This window comes from Pectobacterium sp. PL64, assembly GCF_022477975.1.
GTDB classification, from domain to species: domain Bacteria; phylum Pseudomonadota; class Gammaproteobacteria; order Enterobacterales; family Enterobacteriaceae; genus Pectobacterium; species Pectobacterium jejuense.
The window spans coordinates 186,892-203,812 of the sequence record NZ_CP092070.1 but is presented as its reverse complement, the minus strand read 5'-3'; the positions used below and the strand labels follow the sequence as shown (position 1 = coordinate 203,812).

Annotated in this window: 13 protein-coding genes, 3 tRNA genes and 1 pseudogene; 6 read left to right on the top strand and 11 right to left on the bottom strand. The window is 53.7% G+C overall.

The genetic code is table 11. The features are described from left to right. Positions 1-25 precede the first annotated feature (25 nt). Positions 26-625, top strand: a complete 600-nt coding sequence (locus HP572_RS00955; RefSeq protein WP_240584522.1) for a hypothetical protein — start codon at positions 26-28, stop codon at positions 623-625. Next, complete coding sequence (locus HP572_RS00950) at positions 610-1,029, top strand: type II toxin-antitoxin system YafO family toxin (RefSeq protein ID WP_240584521.1); 420 nt, start codon at positions 610-612, stop codon at positions 1,027-1,029. Before HP572_RS00955 ends, HP572_RS00950 begins: the two co-directional genes overlap by 16 nt. 138 nt (positions 1,030-1,167) lie before the next feature. Here the strand turns inward: HP572_RS00950 and gcvP are convergent. From gcvP to gcvT, 3 genes and pseudogenes are all read right to left on the bottom strand, one after another. Further along, positions 1,168-4,039, bottom strand: a pseudogene (gene gcvP, locus HP572_RS00945) (aminomethyl-transferring glycine dehydrogenase). Positions 4,040-4,157: 118 nt separating this feature from the next. Continuing rightward, a complete protein-coding gene (gcvH, locus tag HP572_RS00940) occupies positions 4,158-4,550 on the bottom strand; it encodes a glycine cleavage system protein GcvH (protein WP_039274123.1) in 393 nt (130 codons plus the stop codon). Positions 4,551-4,725: 175 nt separating this feature from the next. Further along, complete coding sequence (gcvT, locus tag HP572_RS00935; protein WP_240584520.1) at positions 4,726-5,841, bottom strand: glycine cleavage system aminomethyltransferase GcvT; 1,116 nt, start codon at positions 5,839-5,841, stop codon at positions 4,726-4,728. Between the two features lie 562 nt (positions 5,842-6,403). On the opposite strand from gcvT, the gene fucO reads away from it, so the two are divergent. Beyond that, positions 6,404-7,555 (top strand): lactaldehyde reductase, encoded by a 1,152-nt coding sequence (gene fucO / locus HP572_RS00930; protein WP_240585815.1) that lies wholly within the window; start codon positions 6,404-6,406, stop codon positions 7,553-7,555. A 44-nt stretch (positions 7,556-7,599) separates the two neighbouring features. Here fucO and HP572_RS00925 read toward each other — a convergent pair whose 3' ends face one another. From HP572_RS00925 to budA, 3 genes are all read right to left on the bottom strand, one after another. Continuing rightward, positions 7,600-9,066 (bottom strand): carboxylesterase, encoded by a 1,467-nt coding sequence (locus HP572_RS00925; protein WP_240584519.1) that lies wholly within the window; start codon positions 9,064-9,066, stop codon positions 7,600-7,602. Positions 9,067-9,199: 133 nt separating this feature from the next. Then, the gene (gene alsS / locus HP572_RS00920) at positions 9,200-10,879 is read right to left on the bottom strand and encodes an acetolactate synthase AlsS (protein ID WP_240584518.1); all 1,680 of its coding nucleotides are present in this window, start codon (positions 10,877-10,879) and stop codon (positions 9,200-9,202) included. Positions 10,880-10,900: 21 nt separating this feature from the next. Then, positions 10,901-11,683 carry an acetolactate decarboxylase gene (gene budA / locus HP572_RS00915; RefSeq protein WP_205553524.1) on the bottom strand — a complete coding sequence of 261 codons (783 nt, stop codon included), beginning with the start codon at positions 11,681-11,683 and terminating at the stop codon, positions 10,901-10,903. A gap of 129 nt (positions 11,684-11,812) precedes the next feature. Here budA and HP572_RS00910 point away from each other — a divergent pair, with 129 nt between their 5' ends. Next, positions 11,813-12,715 (top strand): LysR family transcriptional regulator, encoded by a 903-nt coding sequence (locus HP572_RS00910; protein WP_174868582.1) that lies wholly within the window; start codon positions 11,813-11,815, stop codon positions 12,713-12,715. Between the two features lie 106 nt (positions 12,716-12,821). Beyond that, complete coding sequence (locus HP572_RS00905) at positions 12,822-13,112, top strand: DUF1435 domain-containing protein (protein WP_029369019.1); 291 nt, start codon at positions 12,822-12,824, stop codon at positions 13,110-13,112. A gap of 145 nt (positions 13,113-13,257) precedes the next feature. Here the strand turns inward: HP572_RS00905 and HP572_RS00900 are convergent. From HP572_RS00900 to HP572_RS00885, 4 genes are all read right to left on the bottom strand, one after another. Continuing rightward, a tRNA-Leu gene (locus tag HP572_RS00900) sits at positions 13,258-13,344 on the bottom strand. Between the two features lie 43 nt (positions 13,345-13,387). Then, positions 13,388-13,474: transfer RNA gene (locus HP572_RS00895), tRNA-Leu, on the bottom strand. Between the two features lie 73 nt (positions 13,475-13,547). Next, positions 13,548-13,634 (bottom strand) — tRNA-Leu (locus HP572_RS00890). A 103-nt stretch (positions 13,635-13,737) separates the two neighbouring features. Continuing rightward, positions 13,738-14,643 carry a LysR family transcriptional regulator gene (locus HP572_RS00885; protein WP_240584517.1) on the bottom strand — a complete coding sequence of 302 codons (906 nt, stop codon included), beginning with the start codon at positions 14,641-14,643 and terminating at the stop codon, positions 13,738-13,740. Positions 14,644-14,756: 113 nt separating this feature from the next. Between HP572_RS00885 and HP572_RS00880 the strand changes: the two genes are divergently transcribed. Beyond that, complete coding sequence (locus HP572_RS00880) at positions 14,757-15,749, top strand: aldo/keto reductase (RefSeq protein ID WP_240584516.1); 993 nt, start codon at positions 14,757-14,759, stop codon at positions 15,747-15,749. Positions 15,750-15,764: 15 nt separating this feature from the next. On the opposite strand, the gene rsmC is transcribed toward HP572_RS00880, so the two are convergent. Further along, on the bottom strand, positions 15,765-16,814 hold the full coding sequence (rsmC, locus tag HP572_RS00875) for a 16S rRNA (guanine(1207)-N(2))-methyltransferase RsmC (protein WP_205553553.1): 1,050 nt from the start codon (positions 16,812-16,814) through the stop codon (positions 15,765-15,767). Positions 16,815-16,921 lie beyond the last annotated feature (107 nt).

Here is a 16,921-nt window from a genome sequence, read left to right as displayed (position 1 = left end):
CCTGTAAAATTATAAGGAATCAATCATGCTAGGGCTTGAAGCTATGGCTATCGTCAACCAAGGGCCGGATAAGATAGAGAGCGTTTTCAATAACGTGTCTCAGCCTATTGAGCGATCCATATCTGACTTTGACAGAAGTCACGGGAATTCTATCTCGAAAAAACAAGCCTCCGATGCATTGAAAGTCATCTACAAAGTCATGACACCCGTTGAAAAAAACTGTGAAAAATATAAAGAGTTTATCGATACCCTTAGCAATGGAACCGATAAGGACATTGCGGCACTAGACATTCAGCGTAGTGACATCGACAAGCTAAACAATCAGGTTAATCAAATAGATCATGGCATAACGAGGCTTCTTTATACCTTCTTTGTTGCCGAAAATAACAAAGCCTGGTTGCCACATCTCACCACGCTTATGACAATGAAAAACCACGCGATCAACACATTCATTGAATACAAGAAGTTGACTATGGCTTTAGCCACTCTCGGCACTCAGTTTCTTCCTCTTGAATACGAAGAAGCAGAGGAATTTAGTGATGAAGAATTAGCTGCTTTCAAAAAGTCAGTTGAAGACAGCCACAAAAGACTTGGCATGGAGCCGCCAGCATGGAAAACCGCGTAAGCATTATTATTGATGCAGCCGCAGGTCAATTGGAAAATTTCTTTGCTAAAGCATTAGCAAATTATAAAAACAACGGAAAAGTCTCTGCATATATTGGAAAGATGGGGGGCTTTGAACGTTCACCTCAATCTACCCTTTCTGGGATTTACAAATCTCATATTCGTATTCCAGGAGAAGAGGCTCCGTGGCCTGCATCACAACTTCTTCATCGCAGAGTCAGTGATAATTTTTTAGTGTTTGCGATACACAATATCCATCCCCTGCATATTCAAGTGATTGCGATTATTAAGCCAGATGGTCATGAAAAAATTAAGAAACTATTACCCACTATTATAAAAATAACGGAAAGCAAATTTCAGTCTCTAAATGAAAGACAGCTTAATTCACTCTCTTATTATAAATAAGAGAGGCTGAATATCGAGTAATGATTGAATAAACCAAAAACTCCTTCTGGTATCAGTTTCAAATTCCCCGTAGAGCCAAATACATTTGGCCTCGCATGCGTTAAAATACATGCGAGGCCAATATTCACACCGAACTTATTAATAATCGCTCATCGGCACACACGAGCAGAACAGGTTACGGTCACCGTACACATCGTCCAGACGCTTCACGCTCGGCCAGTATTTGTGTTCGCTGCCTGCCGGGAAGACCGCCAGCTCGCGGCTGTACGGGTGCGCCCAGTCAGCCACCAGCTCCGCCTGCGTGTGCGGTGCGTTCACCAGCGGGTTGTCATCCAGCGGCCATTCGCCCTGTGCAACGCGGTTGATTTCGGCACGGATCGCCAGCATAGCGTCAACGAAGCGATCGATCTCTACCTGACTTTCCGATTCCGTTGGTTCCACCATCAGCGTACCCGCTACTGGGAATGACATGGTCGGCGCATGGAAACCGTAGTCGATCAGGCGCTTGGCGATATCCATCTCACTGATGCCGGTACTCTCTTTAAGCGGACGAATATCCAGAATACATTCGTGCGCCACGCGACCGTCACGGCCGGTGTAGAGCACCGGATACGCCTGCTGCAAGCGCGTCGCGATGTAGTTGGCGTTCAGGATCGCCATCTGGCTAGCCTGTTTCAGCCCTTCCGCGCCCATCATGCGGATATACATCCAGCTAATCGGCAGAATAGACGCACTGCCGAACGGTGCCGCAGAGACCGCGCCTTGTTCCGTCAGCACACCCTCGATTTTTACCACCTGATGACCCGGTACAAACGGTGCCAGATGCGCTTTCACGCCAATCGGCCCCATACCCGGACCGCCGCCGCCGTGTGGAATACAGAAAGTTTTATGCAGGTTCAGGTGCGACACATCTGCGCCGATGTAGCCCGGCGTCGTGATGCCAACCTGCGCATTCATGTTCGCACCGTCCAGATACACCTGACCGCCGTATTGATGCACGATCTGGCACACTTCGCGGATCGTCTCTTCATAGACGCCGTGAGTGGATGGATAGGTCACCATGATGCAGGAAAGCTGTTCGCCCGCCGCCTGCGCTTTCTCACGCAGATCGTGCAGATCGATATTGCCCTGCTTGTCACAGGCGACCACTACCACGTCCATCCCCGCCATCTGCGCCGATGCCGGGTTCGTACCATGGGCGGAGCTAGGAATCAGGCAGAGATTGCGGCCAGCTTCATTGCGGCTTTCATGATAGCGACGGATCGCCAGTAGCCCCGCATATTCGCCCTGCGCACCCGAATTGGGCTGCATGCAAATCGCGTCATAGCCCGTCAGTTGCACCAGCCAGCCCGATAGCTGTTCGATCATCTGACGATAGCCCAGCGCCTGTTCCGTCGGACAGAATGGATGCAGCTCGGCAAATTCCGGCCAGGTGATCGGCAGCATTTCCGCCGCCGCGTTGAGCTTCATGGTGCAGGAACCAAGCGGGATCATCGCCTGATTCAGCGCCAGATCCTTACGCGCCAGACGGTGCAGGTAGCGCATCATCTCGGTTTCGCTGTGATAGCGGTTGAACACTGGATGCGACAGGATCGCGTCGTGGCGTACCAGCCCGGCGGGGATCGTTGCCGCTTTCTGGCCGATGGCCGCATCAAGCGCGTCAATATCCAATCCGTGATCGTCACCTAACAGCACGGCAAACAGCGCCAGCACGTCTTCACGCGTGGTCGCTTCATCCAACGTGATGCCTACCGCACTCGCCAGATCGCTGCGCAAGTTGATGCCAAAACTTAATGCCCGGCTCAGCACCGCGTCTTTGTCCGCGACTTCGATAGTCAAGGTGTCGAACCAACTGCGATGGCGCAGCAGCAGCCCGCCCTGCATTAATCCCCGCCGCCAGAATATCGGTCAGACGGTGAATGCGTCCTGCAATACGTTTGAGCCCTTCCGGCCCGTGGAATACCGCGTACATCCCCGCAATGTTGGCCAGCAACACCTGCGAGGTACAAATATTGGAATTCGCCTTCTCGCGGCGAATGTGCTGTTCACGCGTCTGCATCGCCATGCGCAGCGCGGTATTGCCTGCCGCATCGCGCGACACGCCGATAATACGTCCCGGCATAGCACGTTTATGTTCATCACGGCAGGCGAAGAACGCCGCGTGTGGCCCACCGTAGCCCATCGGCACGCCAAAGCGCTGTGCGGAGCCGAAGACGATATCCGCGCCCTGCTTGCCCGGTGCGGTCAACAGCACCAGCGCCATGATGTCCGACGCCACACAGCTGACGACCTTGCGCGCTTTCAGAGCGGCCATCAGGTCGCTGTAATCGTGCAGTTCGCCCGTTGTCCCCGCCTGTTGCAGCAGTACGCCAAACACCGCATCGTCTTTCAGTGCTTCTGCAGCCTTACCGATGACAATCTCAAAACCGAAAGTTTCCGCACGGGTACGCACCACGTCCAGCGTTTGCGGATGCACATCGTCGGCGACGAAGAAACGCTCAGCCTGTTTGAGTTTGCTGATGCGTTTTGCCATCGCCATCGCTTCCGCCGCCGCGGTCGCTTCATCCAGCAGCGAGGCGGAGGCCAAATCCAGACCGGTTAAATCCTGTGTGACCTGCTGGAAATTCAGCAGCGCTTCAAGACGCCCCTGAGAGACTTCCGGCTGATACGGCGTATAGGCGGTGTACCAGCCTGGGTTTTCCAGCAGGTTGCGTAAAATCACCGGCGGCATCAGCACCGCGCTGTAGCCCATACCGATGTAGCTTTTATAACGTTGATTGCGTCCTGCAATGGCCTTCAGTTCAGCTAACGCTTCATGTTCCGTCACTGCTTCTCCCACCGCTGGCGGGCTGGGCAATTGAATGTCCACCGGGACAATCTGGCGGATCAGCGCATCCAGCGACGTCGCGCCCACCACCGACAGCATGTGCTGCTGTTGGCTGACGGAAGGACCGATATGGCGCTCGATAAACGCGCCGTCATGTTCGAGTTGACTGAGTGTCTGGGTCATTACAGTAATTTCCTGCATTAATCGTGCTTGCATCAATCGTGATCGCTGCCGCGCTGAAAGACGACGCGGGCGAATAAAACAAAACGCCCCCGGTTCAGCAAAACCGGGGGCGCGATAACTACTCGTCTTCTTCTAACGACGCCTGATAGCCTTCGGCATCAAGCAGTTCGTCCAAATCAGACTCATCAGAAATTCTGATGCGGAACAGCCAGCCATCGGTGTAAGGCGCGCTGTTGACCAGCTCAGGGGCGCTTTCCAGGTCTTCGTTCACTTCCACAATCTCACCGCTGATGGGCGCATAAATATCCGACGCAGCTTTTACCGACTCCGCCACCGCGCAGTCATCGCCTGCGGCAACGACCGTGCCCACTTCGGGCAAATCGATAAAGACCATGTCACCCAGAAGCTCCTGCGCGTGTTCGGTAATGCCCACGCTGTAGATACCGTCGCCTTCGTGCAGCACCCATTCGTGCGACGTGGTATATTTTAATTCTACTGGTACGTTGCTCATTGCATCCCCTTTCCTAAAGTCGTTAATCCCGTGCGCTACCCGTCATACTTCAAGCTGCATGTGCGTTGGCTTTCCTCGTTCACCCCAGTCACTTACTTGTGTAAGCTCCTGGGGATTCACTGTGTCGCCGCCTTCCTGCAACCTGAATTATTTAGGGTATGACATAAGAAGTTATTCAATACTGAACGATGGCTTTTCCGGCGCGGACAAAGCCGGGTTTGGTCACGTGGACAGGTAGTTCGCGGTTACGAATCTGCACAATCGCCTGCTCACCAATTCCCACCGGAACTCGCGCCAGCGCGATGCTCACGCCAAGCGTCGGCGAGAACGATCCGCTGGTGATGACCCCTTCGCGCATCACGCCATCACTATCAGTAAAGCGCACAGGTAAATCATTGCGCAATACGCCTTTTTCCGTCAGCACTAAACCAACCAGTTGATCGGTCCCTTTTTCGCGCTGATGCGTTAATGCTTCACGCCCGATAAACTCGCGATCCTCCGGCTGCCAGGCGATTGTCCAACCCATATTGGCCGCCAGCGGCGAAATGCCTTCATCCATATCCTGACCGTACAGGTTCATCCCCGCTTCCAGCCGCAGCGTATCGCGTGCGCCCAGTCCGCATGGCTTCACGCCAACTGCCAGCAGCTGTTGCCAGAAGTCGACCACCTGCTCATTCGGCAGCGCAATTTCATAACCGGCTTCGCCCGTATAACCTGTCGTGGCAACGAAGAAATCCCCCGCCAGCTTGCCAAAAAATGGCTTCATGCCAGCGACCGCAGCCACATCGGCATCACTCAGGCCTTTTGCCTTCAGGATTTCTTGCACTTTTTCCTGCGCCTGCGGACCTTGCACCGCGACCAGCGCCAGATCGTCGCGCTCACGGAGTTCAACCCCGAACGGTGCAGCGTGCTGCCCGATCCAGGCGAGATCTTTTTCACGGGTCGCGGAGTTCACGACCAGTCGGAAATGGTCTTCCGTGAGAAAATAAACGATCAGATCGTCAATGACACCGCCGGAGGCATTCAGCATGCCGCTATAAAGTGCTTTGCCCGGCTGTGTGAGTTTGGCGACATCATTCGCCAGCAGATAGCGCAGGAATTCACGCGTTCTCACACCGTGCAAATCGACGATGGTCATGTGGGAGACATCAAAAATGCCGGCTTCCCGACGCACAATGTGGTGCTCATCCAGTTGGGAACCGTAATGCAGCGGCATCATCCAGCCGTGAAAATCCACCATTTTGGCGCCATCGGCCAGATGTTGTTGGTACAACGGGGTCTGCTTTGCCATTCTTCATCCCTCTTCAGCGCATGGCGTTCAGGCGATAAAACACACTGCGCAAACGATATCTTATGACTGAACTTACCACCGACGCGCAGGTTAAACCACTCTCTCAGACATAAGATAAATTATATAGAAGACAAAGAAAGTCGAATCGTCCACAAAAAACAAAGTAGCGTAATATTCTTAGTAATTAACAAAAATAAGCACGTAAATTATTTAAATCAGCGAAAACCACAGATTAATGACATTAAAACTGGCTAACGCAGGCATTGACACCCAACTGAAAATGCCATTCGGATTAGATAATATAATGATAAAAACAAACCTAAATTAGATTTTTTCAATCAAAACCCAACAACGACTCCCAACCTGACGCCCTCCCTTCCGCCATCATCATCACGATTCTGTGAACCGCTTCTCAGGCGTCTTTATCTCAGTGCCAGCGAACAAAATGACATGGCACTTGACGGAAGGCGCTGAGAACTGACTTATCCCACACTAATAGCAAGGAATTGCGCGACATGTATTTTTCGCTTTATCAAAATCAAACGTGATTAGGAGATAGATGATGGCTAACAGAATGATCCTTAACGAAACATCCTACTTTGGCACGGGCGCGATTGCGCACATCGTCGATGAAGTGAAGCGGCGGGGGTTCAAAAAAGCGCTGCTGGTGACGGACAAGGATTTGGTTAAATTTGGCGTCGTGACCAACGTCACGGCGAAGCTGGATGCGGCAGGCTTACCCTACGATATCTACGATGAAGTGATTCCCAATCCAACCATCACCGTGGTGGAAAGAGGCGTCGAGCGCTTCAAGGCATCACAGGCCGATTATCTGATCGCGGTTGGCGGCGGCTCACCGCAGGATACCTGTAAGGCCATCGGGATTATTATCAATAACCCTGAATTCGCCGATGTCCGCAGTCTGGAAGGCGTCGCGGCCACCCCACGCCCCGCCGTCCCGATTATCGCGATCCCGACCACTTCCGGAACGGCCGCAGAAGTCACCATCAACTACGTCATCACGGATGAAGAAAAACGCCGCAAATTCGTGTGCGTCGATCCGCACGACATCCCGATTGTCGCCATCGTCGATCCCGACATGATGATGAGCATGCCTGCCTCGCTGAAAGCCGCTACGGGGATTGACGCCCTGACGCACGCCATTGAAGGCTTCACCACCAAAGCCGCCTGGGAACTGACCGATACGCTGCATCTGAAGGCCATTGAGATTATCAGCCGCTCACTGCGCGATTCCGTCGCCGGGAAACCAAAAGGCGTGGAAGAGATGGCGCTGGGGCAATACATCGCTGGCATGGGATTCTCGAACGTCGGGCTTGGGCTGGTACACGGTATGGCGCACCCGCTTGGCGCGTTTTACAACACGCCACACGGCGTTGCTAACGCGATCCTGTTGCCGCATATCATGGCCTACAACGCGGATTATACCGGTGAAAAATTCCGAGACATCGCTGTGGCAATGGGAGTAAAAGGCGCGGCAGAGATGTCGATTGCTCAAGCGCGGGAAGCCGCGATTAACGCCGTGCGGCAGCTTTCCCACGACGTGGATATTCCACCGAGACTGCGTGATGTCGGAGTAAAAGAAGAGGATATTCCAGCACTGGCGCAGGCCGCCTTTGACGACGTCTGCACCGGCGGCAACCCGCGCGATACGAATATCGATGAGATTAAAGCGCTGTATCGATCTATTTATTGAGAATATCTCAACGCCACCCGCGATATCCCGCGGGTGGCCGTTCACTATCGTGGAATTTTCTCTTCAATACGTTGGATCAAGTAGGGATAAAACGGATTCGATGACAGTCGCAGCAGCGTATCCAGATCGACCACCAGCGCAGCACGTTCTCCTCTTGGGGTAATTTTCCCCAGCGGCAAGCCAAACTCGGTAGGGTTCTGTGAGAAACGGCCATACAGCGAATCTGAATCCGGGAACGGCAGCGCGACATGCGATAGTGAATACACGTCAGATGGATAATCCATTCCCAGCTCGCGCGTCTGTTCTTGCGTCGTCCCCGCGGCGACGTCAAACGCTACGGCACGCGAACTATGCGGGGCAGCGTTGGATATCACCGTTGTATCGTAATGGCGTGGAGCGGTAGGTAGCAGTTGGCTGACAGCACCATTCGTTGACTCACGCAGAAGCGGGCCAAAATTAACGGTACGGTTTACATCAAAGAGTACCAGCTGACTGACGTTAGCAGGCAACAAATTATAGAACGCCGTAATAACGGCACGCGTACTAACGGTAAAATCCATCACCGACTGGAACGTCAGCACCGGCGGCAGATTGACCAACGTGCTCGCCTGCGCTTTACGGCTTAGCTGACTCTGAAGTTCATGCGTCAACAGCCAGGATTGGCGAGCACCATTTACCGGAAATGAATTGTATTTGAAGGGATTAAATTCCGGCAAAATACCCAGCCAGGCAGATTTGGCAAAGGCGGGAAAGATCGCGGGTAACCCAGCCAGTCCCGCAAAACGCGCATAGCTGGTAATACCGATCATCGGGGAAATGAGGATGAGCTGGTCAGGGCGCACCAGCGCGGGATTATCTAACGCATCCAGTGCGTACTTCAGCGCCAGCGCACCGCCGTTGGAAAAGCCGACAATATGTAGCGGCAGCCTTTGGCCCTGTTGCACCGTCAGGTGTGACGTCGCTTCACGCACAGCAAGCCTCGTAGCCGCTAGCCAATCTTCCCATTCCACATCGGTCAGCGCCCCCGGCACCGTCCCGTGAGCAGGTAAACGAATCCCGACCACGAAAAAACCACGTTGGCGATAACGCTCCGCAACATGTCGCAAGCTGTAGGGGGAGTCGGTCAGGCCGTGCAACATCACTACCGCGCCTTTCAGTTCCCCTTCCGGCGACAGTTCATAGGAACGATTCCAGTCATGTTGAAATTTCCCAGGATAAACCGGGCTACCCGAAAAATAGCGGTTGACCGGACGCTGTTCATCTTCGTCCAGTTCCTGCGTGACGTGCTGATTCACTTGCTGGAAGATGAGTGCTTCCTGCTTTACATACGCAGTCCAATCGCTTTTATCCAACTCATCAGCGGACAGTTCATCCGGCACATAGGTATGCCAGGGTGCAAGCGGCGGCCCGCTTTGCGTATCATAAACGCGAATAGCCAGCAGCGTCATCGCGATCACCCCAATCACAATGAGCCCACGTCTGACAATGCGCCGGGCTGATTTCATTAGCATGCTCGTTTCCCTTACCGTTACCGTGTAGCGATGCAGATGATTCTAAAGAAAATCATGCAGACACACAGTATTATTTAGGGAAATACGACACACTCCCGCCCGATACCACACGGGCGGGTGATTACCTGCACTATCAGATCAGCACACTAATATTCAGATTCTCCATCAGCCAGTGGTTGTCGGAATAATCAACGGGGATTGCAATAACAGCGGGGCCGTCAACGTCCATCGCCTGACGAAGTTTGCTGACCAGTTCATCCGCAGATTCAACGGCAAACCCTTTTGCACCGAATGCTTCCGCATACGCTTTGAAGTCAATCGGCCCAAACGACACGCCCGCCGGACGGTGGTATTTATGCAACTGCTGGATTTCTACCATGTTGTAGCCGTTATCCACCCAGATGATATGCAGAAGATTGCTTTTCAGGCGCACCGCCGTTTCCAGCTCCATACTGGACTGCATAAACCCGCCGTCGCCGGAGACGGACACCACTTTTTTGCCGGGCTGCACCAGCGATGCGGCGATCGCCCACGGTAACGCAACCCCCATCGTCTGCTGGCCGTTGGTCATCAGAATCTGTCGCGCCCGGAAGCTATACAGGTAACGCGCCAGCCAGATGTGAAAACTCCCCATATCTACACACAGCGTGACATCCTCATTCACGATATCCTGCATCGCCCGCACCAGACGCAGAGGGTGGATCGCAAATCCAGCCATGTCGATCGCGCGCGTACTGAGATCGTGACGCTGGCGCTGACGATCCTCCAATACGAGCCGTGTATCAGCAGACAAGATAAACGGCTCGCTGATGCAAGCATTCAGCGTGTCCACCGTCATCGCGATATTCCCCAGCAGCTCAATATCGGGACGATAGGCACTGTCGATCTCCGCCCGCAGCACATCGATGTGGATCAGTGTCGCCTTACCGCTATTCCATAACACCGGATCGTACTCAATCGGGCTGTAACCCACGGTCACGATCACGTCCGCCTGTTGCAGTAGCTTATCGCCAGCCTGATTGTTGAATAATCCGACACGTCCGGCAAAGTGATCGAACTGCTGCTGATCGATCACGCCAGCAGCCTGATACGTGCTGGTCACAGGCAGTTTGCTACGGTGAAGGAAACGACGCAGCGCCTGCGCATTTTCCTGCTGGCTAGCCATTAACCCGAGCAGTAACACCGGATTTTTAGCCTGCCGTAACCGCTTGGCCGCTTCGGCAACATCACTATGCGGCGCACCGTTTAACAGCGGTAAATGTGGGCAAGCCAGCACCGGGCTAATCACCGGTTCATTGACGATATCCTGCGGCAGGCTGACAAACGCCGCCCCCGGACGGCCGCTTTCCGCTGCTCGGAACGCATTCGCCAGCACTTCAGAAATCGCACTGGATGCCGTGATTTCCGCACTGAATTTGCTGACCGGCTGAAACAGGCTAACGGTGTCCAGACTCTGGTGCGTCAGCTTAAGTTTATCCGCCCGCTTAACCGCCCCGCCCAGCGCCACGACCGCATCACCTTCTGCGGTTGCCGTTGCCAGCCCGGTGACCAGGTTGGAACAACCGGGGCCGGACGTTACCAGCGTCACCCCCGCTTTCCCCGTGAGACGCCCTATCGCTGCCGCCATAAACGCGCCGTTTGCCTCATGCCGTACGGGGATCGTTTGGATCGTTGAGTCTTCCAGCTCATCAAACACGCGATCGATTTTTGCGCCGGGAATACCAAAAATATGCTTCACGCCCTGCGCTTCCAGGTGTTTTACAATCAGCTCGGCTCCGCTACTCCAGCTTTGCTGTTCGGTGGACTTTTCCATGACATGACTCCGATGAAATGACTAACTCTCTACTGACTTGATGACGCTGTTGAGGTTTTCTGAGGACAGGTCGGCATTGAGAAATTCCCGATCCTGAGGCAGATCGATGATCAGTTTGGCAATCACGCCAAACGTCAGCGTGCCGTGTTCGACGTCATAATTCAGAATATGTCCGCCGCCTTGGCGATCGTCAGTAATGAAATGTTCGTGGTAACCCGCGACATTAATTCCCTGAGTGTAAGCTGGACTACGAAAACCAATAACGCTGCCGCTACGGTGTTCAAAATGAAATGTCGGTTGCCCTTCAACCGCTTCCTGCATCGGTTTATAAGGTCGGCACTGTCGGGGGACGGTACGGGTTTCAACACAGCGAAAATTCCCGTCAATCCGCAAGGCGCAAAACAGGTTATCCGTTCCCACAACCTCATCGATCTGACGATGCACGTCTTCACGCGAGGTCCAGCGATCAAAACGGATCGTTTCTGTCGGACGAAAGAACGTCATCACCGCGAACGGCGTTTTCTGCTCTGGCTTTGCCGCCCGTGCGCTGCCGTCGGATAACAGCTGGAAAATCTGGCTATTCAAGGCAACCAGTTCCCCATCCAAACTATTAAATGTCCCTAATCCAAAGTCGCCATGTTCCAGTAATTCGGTCATCGTTCGGCTACCTTCGTATACGCCATTTATTAGTCCACTCATTAATGAGGTTTGATAAATAACGCTGTCTGCATGCTGTCGACGAAAGTCATAAGCGTAGCTAACAAAGGCTTCTTCACAGGATTGGTCACTGACACTCGTTTTCATACCGTCCTTCTCATCGCACCAATTACTTAAACAATACTAATATTTAGATAAAGATTGACGTGGAAGAGGACAAAATTCCAATATGCAATTAAGGTCATTTCAAGATCGGATACATATGGAGTCACGTAAATGGAGCTACGTTATCTGCGCTACTTTGTCGCTGTTGCACAAGCTAAGCATTTCACGCGTGCAGCGGAAAATCTCGGGATGTCACAGCCACCACTCAGCCAACAGATCAAAAAATTCGAGCAGGAGATCGGTACACCGCTGTTCAAGCGACTGACGCGCGGCGTAGAAATGACGGAAGCGGGACAGGCGCTATATGAGGACGCGCGCCAGATTTTGCAGTTGACCGATTCGGCAATCGCGCGAACCAGAAGCATTGCGCGAGGCGAAAAAGGGAGCCTGAACGTAGGGTTTTCGCCGTCGGCCATGTTCCACCCGACCGTGCTTGCGCTGCTGCATCGCTACTGTCAGCAGTATCCACACGTTCAGCCTCTGCCAAAAGAAGAAAATCCGGCAGCGCTCATCACGGCGCTGCAAGAACGCAATATCGACATCGCATTTCTGCGCCTACCCTGCGATCTTAGTGATGACATTAACGGGGAAATTTTGGCTGAAGAGCCGATGAAACTAGTGCTACCTGCCGGGCATACGCTTAGCCATAAGGCGCAGGTCTCGCTTAGCGAGCTGCGTCAGGAACCGCTGATTATTTTCCCACGCGAGGTGTGTCCGGGGCTACACGACATGATTATCCGCACCTGCTATCTATCAGGCTATGGCCCTAGACCCAGCCCATTTGCTCCACAGTTAACGGCCACCGTCGGGATGGTGGCCGCGGGCTTCGGCATCACGCTTGTGCCGGAGTCTCTCGCCTGTATTAAGGCGGATAATGTGACCTATCATGATATCGGCATGCCCGAAATCCATACACAAATTGCGGCTATCTGGCGCAAACATGAACGATCGCCCGCTATCGTGAATATGATCCACCTGATACGCCAGCATTTAAGCACTCAGCATCCCGATTAACGCGCCTAGGTAGAAAATTCCAACAATCTGCTCGTCAAAAAGCTAGTAATTGATATAAATTCTTATATGATATTAGTTATCATTATCATTTTTGACGGGTAGAAAAATGCTGACAGCAATGATCACAGCCTGCGGGCTATGGGGTGTGAGTTGGTGTATGGGGAAGCATCTGTCTAGTGCGTGGGGCGTACTGCTGCCTTGTGCCATCATGCCGCTATTGGCACTGCTCAACCTGAATCTGACACATCTGAAAGTGATTATCGCCATCGCCCTGCTGGCGACGCTTGTCATGCTGTTCCATCAACGCTTACGCCACTATTTACTGCTGCCATCCTGCATTGCACTGGCTGGCGGTTTGGCGGCGTTGTCCGTCACGTTTAACCTGACGACGCTGTAAATCTGCGTTGATCAGTAAATGGATAAGTAGACGTGGCAAGATGCAAAGAACCAGAATTTCGAACAACGAACAGGTACAGAAAAGCCAGAAACGGGATAAAAGAGAACAAATAGGGGGAAAATCAGGGGAGTACAGAGCAAGTCTGTGGTGCGAAGAGAGGGACTTGAACCCTCACGTCCGTAAGGACACTAACACCTGAAGCTAGCGCGTCTACCAATTCCGCCACCTTCGCACTGAGAACGTTGTTTGTCTTATTCGGTAAATCTATCACGACATGGTGCGAAGAGAGGGACTTGAACCCTCACGTCCGTAAGAACACTAACACCTGAAGCTAGCGCGTCTACCAATTCCGCCACCTTCGCAATTCTGTCATGCTGCTTATGCAATACTGATTTACTGCTTCGGTTCGACAAACTAGAACCGTTGTAGTGATGTTGGTGCGAAGAGAGGGACTTGAACCCTCACGTCCGTAAGAACACTAACACCTGAAGCTAGCGCGTCTACCAATTCCGCCACCTTCGCAACACTGCTTTACGCAATACCACTACGGGGGCGAATTCTAGAGGTTTTCGCGTTCACGTCAATGATTATTTCCTCTGGAATGCGGGGTTTGCTGCAAAAATCATCATCTCGCTGCGGCGTTGCGTGTAAAGAGCTCATCGAGCCATTCTATAAACACCCGAATCCGTGGCGCGAGAAAACGACCGGGCGCATACATCACGTAAAGCGGCATCGCAGGCGGCGGCATTTCCGGCAGGATCTCCACTAGTTCCCCACTTTCCAGAAACGGGCGCAGGCCGCGACGCGGCGCCTGAATAATCCCCAGTCCGGCACGCGCGCTGGCGATGTAGGCATCGGTGCCGTTAACCTGCAACGCACCGGGCAGCATACGCGTAATGCACTCCTCGCCCGACATGAATTCCAGCGGATAACGGTGTTCAGTACGCAAAGAGAAATAGCCAACCATCTGATGCCCTGACAGCTCATCAAGCGAACGCGGCACGCCGTATCGCGCCAGATAGTCGGCCGACGCACAGGTAATCTGCGGCATTGACGGCAAATGGCGGGTCGCCAGCGTTTCGTCGTCCGTCTGCCAGGCACGCAGCACACAATCGACACCTTCACGCAGCACATTAATCGCCGCATCGTTAGCGCTCAGCATCAGCGTCACCTGCGGATAGCGCGCGTAGAACTCGCCCAGCGCCGGAACGACGATTTCCCGCGCCAGCGAATGCGGCATATCCACCCGCACTTTGCCCACCGGCTGCTGCTTTTGCTGCGTGAACAGCGTGTCGATCTCTTCAATTTCCGCAAGCAATTGCAAACAGCGTTCATAATAAACGCGCCCTTCATCGGTGATCTGCACCTGACGGGTCGTACGTTGCAGCAAACGAACCCCCAGCCGTGCTTCAAGCTGTTTGATGGTGTTGCTCACCGTCGCGCGTGGCAGCATCAGTCGCTCCGCTGCGCGGCTGAAGCTGCCCAGTTCGACAATACGCACAAAAACCCGCATCGCCTGAATATGATCCATCGCCGCCACCATTGTTGGTTATTTTTGAATAGTGTTGCATAAAAAGCGGTATTTATCTTTGTTGGATAAACAACCAGACTGCTTTCACTGCCAACGAGATGAGGAAGATGACAATGCAACAACGCAAATTAGGCGCGAACGGCCCGCAGGTGTCGGCTATTGGGCTGGGCTGCATGGGAATGAGTGATTTCTATTCCACGGCGCAGGATGAAAAAGAATCCATTGCCACGTTGCATCGCGCACTGGAACTGGGCGTCACGCTGCTGGATACCGCCGACATGTATGGCCCCCACACCAACGAGCAACTGCTCGGCAAAGCAATAAAAGGCAAGCGTGAGCAAGTCTTCCTGGCGACCAAGTTCGGCATCATCCGCGATCCGGCAAACCCCAATGCACGCGGCGTCTGCGGTAAACCGGACTACATCCGCCGCGCGGTGGAAGGCAGCCTGACGCGACTCGGCACCGACGTTATCGATCTTTACTATCAACACCGCATTGATCCAACCGTTCCCATTGAAGAGACAGTCGGCACGCTGGCCGAACTGGTTCAGGAAGGCAAGATTCGCTACATCGGCCTGAGTGAAGCCTCCGCCACCACGCTGGAACGTGCGCATCGCGTACACCCTATTACGGCGCTACAGAGCGAATACTCACTGTGGACCCGCGATATGGAAACCGAGATTCTGCCCACCTGTGAGCGTCTGGGTATCGGATTTGTGCCTTACAGCCCGCTGGGGCGTGGTTTCCTGACTGGCGCGATTCGCAGCCCAGACGATCTGGCTGCCGACGATTTCCGTCATACCAATCCACGCTTCTCGGGGGAAAATTTCGGCAAGAATCTGCAACTGGTAGAGAAAATTAACCAACTGGCACAGGAAAAACAGGTTACGCCATCACAGCTGGCGCTGGCGTGGGTATTGGCACAGGGTGAACACATCGTGCCGATTCCAGGCACTAAACGCCGCCGCTATCTGGAAGAGAACGTCGCGGCGCTGGATGTCACGCTGACGAAAGAGGAACTGGCCGCCATTGATGCCATCTTCCCGCCCGATGCCGCAGCAGGTGAACGCTACGGCAAGGAGAGCATGGCGGCACTAAATCAGTAGATGAAGTATCAGTAATTACCGACGACGACCTTTACTGGCTGTGCGCGGCGGACGACCCACGGTGGCTTGATACACCTTAAAGCGTCCGGTCTGCGCCAGCACTTCATGGCTACCAAAGGCGGCATCTAACAGCGCCGGATAAGGCAGGAAGGCGTTAGCGACAATGCGTAACTGTCCGCCAATCGGTAAATGGGTCACCGCACCACGAATCAGCATTTCCGCGGCTTGCAGGCTAGTCTGCAAGCCATCATGGAATGGCGGATTAGACACGATCATATCGAAGCGACCGTCGATGTCTGAATAAACGTTACTCGCAATCACGTTGCCTTCTAACGCATTCGCTGCCAGCGTTGCCTTACTGGATTCGACAGCGGCTGCGCTGACATCGCTCAGCGTCAGGCGGATTTTCGGCGACTGTTTCGCCAGCACCGATGCCAGCACGCCTGCACCACAGGCGATATCCAGCACTTTGCCTTTCATGTGCGGCTCAAACGTAGACAGCAGCAGTCGGCTACCCGGATCCAGGTCATCACGACTGAAGACGCCCGGAAGCGTTTTGACGGTCACACCGTCCGTCACATACTCGTCCCACCAGTCATCCAGCGTGAAGCTGGCCTGCTTGTCAATCCGACCGTGGTAAAGCCCACAGCGACGTGCGCTGTCGATTTTTGCCAGCTCAACGAAGTCAGACAGCACGGGTTCAGCACTGCGCACGCCGCTGCGGTTTTCCCCAACAACGAAGATTTCCGCGCCGATCGGCATCAGGGACAGCAGGTTACGCAATTGGAATTCGGCTTCCTGTTTGCTCTTCGGCCAGTAATAAATCAGCGTGTCGCTATCCGCCACCAGCGCCGCATCCGCAACCAGACCATATTGAGCATTATCCCCAAGTGGCTTTGCCATCTGTTGCCAGTGGTGATATTGGTTGCAATGGACACGCACCGACGCCGCCTCAAATTGAGCGGGCAGGGTATCCTGCAAATCACCGGCAAACAGAACTCGGCGTGAAAGAAATTCGTCACTATGGCGCAGTATGACTTCACTGGCGGGGGTTAATGCGGACATCGGGCTACGGCTCCTTAATCATTGAGCGGGGGATTATATACGCTTCGTCCCCGAAGTTGCAGAGCGGAGAGGAAATAACCGCACCGACATTGGCGCAGCCTGACGGG

Excerpts from the sequence above, each read along its gene's own strand:
- alsS (WP_240584518.1), bottom strand. The coding sequence starts at position 10,879 with ATGGAAAAGTCCACCGAACAGCAAAGCTGGAGTAGCGGAGCCGAGCTG.
- HP572_RS00950 (WP_240584521.1), top strand. The coding sequence starts at position 610 with ATGGAAAACCGCGTAAGCATTATTATTGATGCAGCCGCAGGTCAATTG.
- HP572_RS00905 (WP_029369019.1), top strand. The coding sequence starts at position 12,822 with ATGCTGACAGCAATGATCACAGCCTGCGGGCTATGGGGTGTGAGTTGG.
- HP572_RS00880 (WP_240584516.1), top strand. The coding sequence starts at position 14,757 with ATGCAACAACGCAAATTAGGCGCGAACGGCCCGCAGGTGTCGGCTATT.
- rsmC (WP_205553553.1), bottom strand. The coding sequence starts at position 16,814 with ATGTCCGCATTAACCCCCGCCAGTGAAGTCATACTGCGCCATAGTGAC.
- HP572_RS00885 (WP_240584517.1), bottom strand. The coding sequence starts at position 14,643 with ATGGATCATATTCAGGCGATGCGGGTTTTTGTGCGTATTGTCGAACTG.
- budA (WP_205553524.1), bottom strand. The coding sequence starts at position 11,683 with ATGAAAACGAGTGTCAGTGACCAATCCTGTGAAGAAGCCTTTGTTAGC.
- fucO (WP_240585815.1), top strand. The coding sequence starts at position 6,404 with ATGGCTAACAGAATGATCCTTAACGAAACATCCTACTTTGGCACGGGC.
- gcvH (WP_039274123.1), bottom strand. The coding sequence starts at position 4,550 with ATGAGCAACGTACCAGTAGAATTAAAATATACCACGTCGCACGAATGG.
- HP572_RS00955 (WP_240584522.1), top strand. The coding sequence starts at position 26 with ATGCTAGGGCTTGAAGCTATGGCTATCGTCAACCAAGGGCCGGATAAG.
- HP572_RS00910 (WP_174868582.1), top strand. The coding sequence starts at position 11,813 with ATGGAGCTACGTTATCTGCGCTACTTTGTCGCTGTTGCACAAGCTAAG.
- gcvT (WP_240584520.1), bottom strand. The coding sequence starts at position 5,841 with ATGGCAAAGCAGACCCCGTTGTACCAACAACATCTGGCCGATGGCGCC.
- HP572_RS00925 (WP_240584519.1), bottom strand. The coding sequence starts at position 9,066 with ATGCTAATGAAATCAGCCCGGCGCATTGTCAGACGTGGGCTCATTGTG.